The 6,820-nt window shown below is 71.5% G+C and carries 5 protein-coding genes; all 5 read right to left on the reverse strand.

Annotated features, from left to right (window positions below):
- Positions 1-56: 56 nt before the first annotated feature.
- The 5 genes from ACYVE9_RS11790 to ACYVE9_RS11810 all read right to left on the reverse strand — a co-directional run bounded on the left by ACYVE9_RS11790 (position 57) and on the right by ACYVE9_RS11810 (position 6,343).
- Entirely contained in the window at positions 57-1,199 is a 1,143-nt protein-coding gene (locus ACYVE9_RS11790; protein ID WP_461027743.1) for an NAD(P)/FAD-dependent oxidoreductase, read from the reverse strand.
- Positions 1,196-2,815 carry an FAD-dependent oxidoreductase gene (locus tag ACYVE9_RS11795; protein ID WP_461027744.1) on the reverse strand — a complete coding sequence of 540 codons (1,620 nt, stop codon included), beginning with the start codon at positions 2,813-2,815 and terminating at the stop codon, positions 1,196-1,198. The genes ACYVE9_RS11790 and ACYVE9_RS11795 overlap by 4 nt, the downstream gene beginning before the upstream one ends.
- 54 nt (positions 2,816-2,869) lie before the next feature.
- The gene (gene purB / locus ACYVE9_RS11800; RefSeq protein WP_461027745.1) at positions 2,870-4,294 is read right to left on the reverse strand and encodes an adenylosuccinate lyase; all 1,425 of its coding nucleotides are present in this window, start codon (positions 4,292-4,294) and stop codon (positions 2,870-2,872) included.
- 64 nt (positions 4,295-4,358) lie between these two features.
- Positions 4,359-5,375 carry a beta-ribofuranosylaminobenzene 5'-phosphate synthase family protein gene (locus tag ACYVE9_RS11805; protein ID WP_461027746.1) on the reverse strand — a complete coding sequence of 339 codons (1,017 nt, stop codon included), beginning with the start codon at positions 5,373-5,375 and terminating at the stop codon, positions 4,359-4,361.
- Positions 5,372-6,343 (reverse strand): phosphoribosylaminoimidazolesuccinocarboxamide synthase, encoded by a 972-nt coding sequence (locus ACYVE9_RS11810; protein ID WP_461027747.1) that lies wholly within the window; start codon positions 6,341-6,343, stop codon positions 5,372-5,374. The genes ACYVE9_RS11805 and ACYVE9_RS11810 overlap by 4 nt, the downstream gene beginning before the upstream one ends.
- Between the last annotated feature and the right edge of the window lie 477 nt (positions 6,344-6,820).

The raw sequence follows: 6,820 nt of genomic DNA on the forward strand, positions 1-6,820 counted from the left end.
GACGCCCGAATCCTTCCCGCTCGGAGGCTCTGCTCGGAGCACGCGGGCTTCGGGCGTCAGCGCTGTCCCGCTGCGGTGAAGCGTTCGGGGCGGAAAGCCGCCGCCAAGGGGGACGCCTCGCCGCGTACTTCCCGAGCGACGATCTCCCCCAGCACGGGGGCCAGGGTGAGGCCGCTGTGCGTGACCACCACGTACAGCGAGGGCGCCTCCGGCACCCACCCGAGCACGCTCATCCCGTCGGCCGGCATGGGCCGGACGCCGACGTAGGCGGACTCCACCCCGGCCTCGCGACCAGCCCCCGGGAGCACGTCTCCGAGTCTGTCGAGTACGCGCCGCGCCGCCCGGTGCCCCTGCGCGGCCAGTTCGTCGGGCGCACCGGGGACCAACGTCTCGTCCATGTCGTGGCAGTGCAGGACGAGGCGGCCGCCGGTGTGCGGCCGTACGCTCAACTTCGGTGCGTGCAGGACGCGTTCCACGCGTACCGGCACCGTTGACGTCCGCACCAGCAGGCCCAGGGTCAGAGCCCGGGCGTCCCCCGGCTCCACCAGGGGGAGGTGCGCGCCGACCTGCCTCAGCAGCTCCGCCGTGCCGCGTCCCGCGCAGGTGACGACGGTGTCGGCGGCCAACCGCGCGCCGGAGGCGAGCGTGACCCCGCGCACCGGGTCGCCCCCGGTGAAGCCGGTGACCGGATCCCCCGTGCGGATCACCACACCCGCCCGCCGACACTGCTCCTGTACAGCGGCCAGGAAGCGGTCGCTGATCACGTGTGCGTCCGCCGGATAGTGGAACAGCGGTCCGTGCACGCCGTCGAGGGCGAGACCCGGCTGCAACTCCCGCCGGGCGTAGCCGGCGTCGACCTCTTCGACGGGATAGCCCAGAGCGCGGTAGCCGTCCGCGGCGGCACGCAGCCGCCGGGCCTCGTCTGCCGTGTGCGCCCAGTGCAGATTGCCGCGTCGAAAAAGCCAGGGCGCGCCATCGGTTCGGGCGGCGAGCCGGTCGTGCGCGCGTTGGGCCTCCCGGGTGAGCGCGTAGTAGGGCGCCGACCCGTTGTCCACCGCGTTCACCCACCCGAACCCGTGCGCCGACAGGCCCGTACCGAGGTCCTGGCCGTCGACCAGGACGACCTGGACGCCCTGTTCGGCGAGGTTGAGTGCCACACAGCTGCCGATCGCGCCGGCGCCCGCCACCACGGCCCTCATCGGCCCTCCCCGCCCCGGGCGACAGCGGCGCCGCACAGGTAGCCGCCCAGGAGGGCCGGACCGAGGGTGCCGCCCGAGCCCGGGTAGCCGGGACCGAAGGGATCGGAGGCGACGTTGCCGCAGGCGAACAGGCCCGGTATCGGGGCGTCATCGTGGTCGAGGACCCGTCCGTCGGCGTCGGTGACCAGGCCGCCCCTCGTGCCGATCATGCCGGGATCGACACGGATGGCGTAGAAGGGCGGTTGCTCGAGCGGACCCAGGCACGGGTGGGGCGTCCACCGGTGGTCGCCGTAGTAGCGGTCGTGGCTGGTGGTACCGCGGCCGAACTCCGGGTCCTCGCCCTCGGCCGCGTGCCGGTTGAAGTCGTCGAGAGCGGCGGTGAGCCCGTCCGCGTCGACGCCTATGCGCTCCGCCAGGTCGGCTGGGGTCGCGCCGCGCTCGTACCAGGCGGGAACGGGGTCCGATGGCTGTGCGCCGGCGATGGCGTAGCGACGGCGGAACGCCTCGTCGAACACCAGCCAGGCGGGTGCGTTGGGGTATGCGTGCTGCGTGGGGTCGAAGGTGAGGAACGCCTTGGTGATGTCGTTGTAGTTGACGGCCTCGTTGACGAAGCGACGGCCCTGCCGGTTGACCATGACCGACCCTGGTAGGCAGCGCTCGGGGACCAGGTGCCGGGACAGCGGCTCGCCGTCGTACGTCTCCCCCGGTGCGCCGATCGCGGGCACCCACCAGGCCTGCGACATGCCGTCAAGGGCCGCCCCGGCGCGGAGCGCCATCAGCAGGCCGTCGCCGTGGTTCCAGGGCGGGCTGATGGGCCGGGCGCCCGCCACCCCCAGATGCGCGCGCTTGAGCCGTTCGTTCCACTCGTAACCGCCGCTGGCCAGGACGACGCCGTCGCGCGCCCGGAACACCGTGGTCCCTGCGTCGGTCTCGGCGCGCACCCCGACCACCCGGCCCTGCTCGATGAGCAGTTCACGGCCGCGTACACCCGTCACGAACCTCACCCCCCGGTCGTCGCAGGCCGCCACGAGCGCCGTCGCCAGCGCGGCGCCGACCGTGAGAACGCCCTCAGCCCTGCGGCGGTCGACGAGTTCGTGGTCGAACAGCTCCGGGTCGCGCCAGCGGTTGCGCTCGTCGTAGGTGACCGCGTCGAAGTGGCTCCCCTTGCGGATACGGTCGATCAGTCCGGGGCGGTCGGCGGTGGGGAAGGGAACGTTGTCCAGGGTGCGGCCGACGTCGCGGGCACCGGGCCAGTCGGAGTGGTAGTCGGGACGGTCGATCGGGAAGAGCCGCACAGGAGTCTTGGCGTGCAGGTAGTCGACCATCTCGGGCGCGACCTCGACGTACTGCTCAAGGCGCCACCGCTCGACCGCTCCCTCGGTGACGCGCTCCAGGTAACGCAGGGCGTCCTCGGGCGAGTCGGGCAGGCCGTGTTCGCGCATCACGGAGCTGTTCGGAACCCAGATCATGCCCCCGGACACGGCGGTGGTGCCGCCGAGCACCGGGGTGCGTTCGAGGACGACGACCTGTCGTCCGGCGTCGGCGGCGCGGCAGGCCGCGAGCAGTCCGGCTCCGCCGGAGCCGAGCACGATGGTGTCGGTTTCGCGATCTTGCACGGAAGCCCGTTCCTTCGAGGAGAGGGGAGGGAGAGGAAGAGAAGGGGACCCGGCCTAGAGCAAGCGCCCCGGCCGGTACCGCGCGGCCCCGGGGTGGCGGCCGGCGATCTCGTCGACGCGGGCTGTCACGGCGGCGATCTGCTCGGCGGCAGAGCCGGTGAACCCGGCGCGGTCCGCGAGGAGTTCGTCCAGTCGGGCTCGGTCGAGCGGGAAGCGCTCATCGGCCGCGAGCCGGCTGAGCAACAGGTTGTCCGCCCCTTCGGAGCGCATCGCCAGCGCGGCGCCGACCGCATGCTCCTTGATGACCTCGTGCGCCCTCTCGCGACCCATCCCGGCGCGCACGGCGGCCATCAGCATCTTGGTCGTGGCCAGGAAGGGCAGATACCGCTCCAGCTCGGCGTCGATCACCGACGGGAACACTTCGAACTCGTCGAGGACGGTCAGCAGGGTCTCCAGCATCCCGTCGAAGGCGAAGAACGCGTCGGGCAGGGCGACTCGCCGGACCACCGAACAGGACACGTCGCCCTCGTTCCACTGGTCACCGGACAACTCGCCGGCCATGGAGGCGAAGCCGCGCAGCACGACCATCAAGCCGTTGATGCGTTCGCAGGAGCGGGAGTTCATCTTGTGCGGCATGGCGGAGGAGCCGACCTGTCCCTCGGCGAACCCCTCGGTGACCAGTTCGTCGCCCGCCATCAGCCGGATCGAACGGGCCAGCGAGGACGGGCCCGCCGCCAACTGGACCAGCAGGCTGAGGACTTCGTAGTCGAGCGAGCGCGGGTAGACCTGACCCACACTGGTGAAGCGGTGGGCGAAGCCGAGGTGGCCGGCGACGCGGTCCTCAAGCCGGGTCAGCAGCTGCCGGTCGCCACCAAGCAGGTCGAGCATGTCCTGGGCGGTGCCGACCGGGCCCTTGATGCCCCGCATCGGATAGCGGCCGATGAGCTCCTCGAGACGCGCGTAGCCGACCAGGACCTCCTCGGCGACCGTGGCGAAGCGCTTGCCCAGGGTCGTGGACTGGGCGGCGACGTTGTGCGAGCGGGCGGCCATGACCTGGGCGGCGTGCTGCCGCGCGAGTCCACCGAGCCGGACCAGGAGGGCGACGCAGCGATCCCGTACGAGCACCAGGCTGTCGCGGACCTGGAGCTGCTCGACGTTCTCGGTCAGGTCGCGGGACGTCATACCCTTGTGGATGTGCTCGTGGCCGGCGAGGGCGTTGAACTCCTCGATGCGGGCCTTCACATCGTGGCGGGTGACCCGCTCGCGTCGGGCGATGGACTCCAGGTCGATGACGTCGAGGACCTTCTCGTAGTCGGAGACCACCCCGGACGGCACGCTGATGCCCAGCTCGCTCTGGGCCGCCAGCACAGCCAGCCACAGTTTGCGCTCCAGCACGATCTTGTGCTCGTGCGACCAGAGGGTCGTCAGCTCCTTGGAGGCATAACGGGACGCCAGGACGTCCGGGATGTGCGCGTTCATCGCTTCGGGCTCCGATCCGTTTCGCTGCGCGGCGGGAACGCGCAGGCCGTGGTGTGTGCTCGCCTCACCGCGAGGCGGTGGTGCGCAGTCCGTCGTTGTCGGCGGTGGTGAACCAGAAGTCCCTGACCAGGCCGCGGTGCTGGAGGTCTTTGGCCCAGCTGGCCGCTGCCTCGGTGTCGTGCGGGAAGGCGAAGCAGGCGGGGCCGGTCACGCTGAGCGCGATCGCGCCGATCGACGGCTCGGCACGCCCCTCGTCCAGGACCCGTGTCACGGTCTCGCCCTGGAAGGCGATCTGCGCCTGCTTGAAGTGACCGGTGAAGGTGATCGCGTCGACGGCGGCGCAGAACGCGTCGAAGTCCCGCTCCAGAACGGCCGGGGCGAGCCCCATGAAGACGAGGTGCGAGGTTCGCCACGACTCCTCGGGCGGGATCGGGGTGACGCGCTGGAACCAGGCGAGCTCCTCCTGACCGCCCAGATGCCGGCCGTGGGTGATCATGACCAGGACCGGCCAGTCGGGGAAGTCGAGGCGCACCACAGGCTTCGGGGGCGGTACGTCCTGGGCATAGCGGCTGGGCCTGAGGTATGCGTGCGGGTCCTCGGCGAACTCCGGCGGGTTGACGTGTCCGCCGTCCACAAGGAAGCCGCCGTGCTCGGCGAGCCCCGTGCTGGCGCCCGAGGTACGGCCGCGGCCCAGGATCCGGGCCAGGTCGCGCAGCTCGGGCTCGCGGCCGCAGAGGTTTCCGTAGGCGCGGCCGACAGCCAGGAGGGTGCTGGTCTTGGAGCCGAACCCGCAGTGCTGGGGCAGCGGTTCGGTCACGGTGACCTCGGCGGGAGGGCCGCCCCACCGCTGCCGCAGGGTTCCCAGGGCCGTGGTCAGTTCACGGGCGGTCTCCTCGGCGACTCCGGTGACCCGGGTGGTGCCGTCCGCGGCGGCTCGCACCTCGGCGGTGAGCCCGGGACGGTCGACCGCCATGGCCGCGATGCCGTTGCGCCGCATCGAGGTGCCGTCGAGACTGATGAGGGTGAAACTGAGGCGGGCGGGCGCCGACACCCGTACCGTTGCCGGTTGCTGGTCGTTCACAGTCCGGTCCGCTCCTCGAGCTGCGCGCCGGTGACCTCGACGAATTCCCGCACCGCGGCGGAAAGGTGCTGCCGGGCCGGGTCACCGGGGGCGCACCATACGTCGGCGAGGGCGGCGTAGACGTCGGACACCGCCGTCACGGTGGAGCGGGCGAGCGGTTCGGGGCGCGGCCAGTCCGCGCGGGGCAGGCCGTCGCGGACGCTGGACTGAACGAGGTCGCGCAGCCCGGGGTGGAGATAGCGCAGGAGCTCCTTGCAAACGGGTACGCCGTCGGCGTAGAAGCGGTTTTCGTCGGGTGTGCCGACATGGTCGATGACCATCGGGGTGCCGTCCTCGTCGAACCCGAACTCGGCCTTGCCGTCGACGAGTCGCATCCCGGTGGTGTCGCAGTGCGCGGTGAGGACCGCGGCCAGTTCTTTGGCCCGCTTGACGAGCGCGGCGATGTCCTCGCCGTCGATCCGGCCGACGACCGCCGCCTCCGCCCAGGTCACGAAACGGTCGGTCTCCTCGAACTTGGTGGTGAACTCCACCATCGCCTCCGCCAACCAGGGTGAGCCGGGTGAGAGCCGCACCGGTACGAGAGCGGGGTCCAGGTGCCCCTGGGCGATTCGGCGGTGCACGGAGGACTCCCGGGGCAGGGCGTTGCGGTACACCACCTGCAGCGGGATCATGCCGCCCGGCTCGGTGCGTGGCCTGCGGCCCTGCAGATCGATGTCGAGCAGCTTGACGCGGATGGCGTTGTCGGAGACCTGCTCGACGAAGTGGGTCGGGATCCCGGCGTCGTGCAGCAGGCCGAAGGACCTCACCGCCATGGCGCAGGTGGCCCGGCCCTTGCCCGGAATCTCGTCGGGCATGACGCCGAAGTCGTAGACCGAGTAGCGGTCCGTGAACGTCAGGACGGCGTCGCCGGGACGGCCGTCGGCGGGCGGTGTCAGTGTGTACAGATCCTTGGTGGACCAGCGTTTCATCGAGTTCCACTTCCGCTGAGAGATCGCACGGGCACACTCCTGAAGACGATTGCGCCCGTCGGGATGTGACAGTCCGGGCCGGTAGTGCGCACGCGGCGCATGTGCTGGTAACGTGCGGGCCCGTCGAGCGCCCCGGTCGGCATCTTCGCCGCCATGACCTGTGTTTTCAGGGCCTGTTGCGGCCGGGGACTCACGTGCTGGTGCCGGCCTCGGCGTACGTCTTCCGGCCCCGTCCGAAAGAACGCCGACAGCCCCGGCCGGGTCGGCGCACGCGTGACTCCCGCCTCCTCCCCCCTACCCGCCTGTGCCGCTGCGGCAGGCGACGCCTCGACTCTGTCCGGACGTTCTCAGCCCCGCCCGAAGGAGCAGACGGTCTCAGTGATCCAGACATCCCGAGGCGCCCCCGCGGCAGAGGTGGTCCAGGCCCAGCGCCGGGCGGGCTGCGGTGCGGTCGCCGACGACGCCGGGCGGCGGGAG

This window comes from Streptomyces sparsus, assembly GCF_054776295.1.